The organism is Dietzia sp. IBK-p2-15D, assembly GCF_057773105.1.
In genome coordinates, this window is record NZ_JBYMTK010000125.1 from 1 (window position 1) to 435 (window position 435).

General features: G+C 45.1%; 1 protein-coding gene. It reads left to right on the top strand.

Translation table 11 applies throughout. The features are described 5' to 3' along the window. The coding region (locus AC3DEV_RS17185; RefSeq protein ID WP_488372906.1) for an amino acid permease at nt 1-435 on the top strand (435 nt) is incomplete at both ends.

Consider the following 435-nt stretch of genomic DNA (forward strand, 5'->3'; position numbering starts at 1 on the left):
TGGGTTATAGTGCGATTCCCTTTTATATATTTTCTGCATTGTTATTCTTTATTCCATTCGCCTTAATGATGGCTGAAATGGGAGCTGCTTATCGCAAAGAAGAAGGCGGTATCTATTCCTGGATGAATAATAGTGTCGGACCACGTTTTGCCTTCATTGGTACGTTTATGTGGTTTTCCTCTTATATCATCTGGATGGTGAGTACCTCCGCGAAAGTTTGGGTACCGTTCTCAACATTCCTCTACGGTAGCGACATGACCCAGCACTGGCATATTGCCGGACTGGAGCCTACGCAGGTGGTTGGTCTGCTGGCAGTGGCATGGATGATTCTGGTCACCGTCGTTGCTTCAAAAGGGATTAATAAAATTGCCCGCATTACTGCGGTGGGCGGTATTGCAGTAATGTGTCTGAATTTAGTATTGCTGTTAGTAAGCA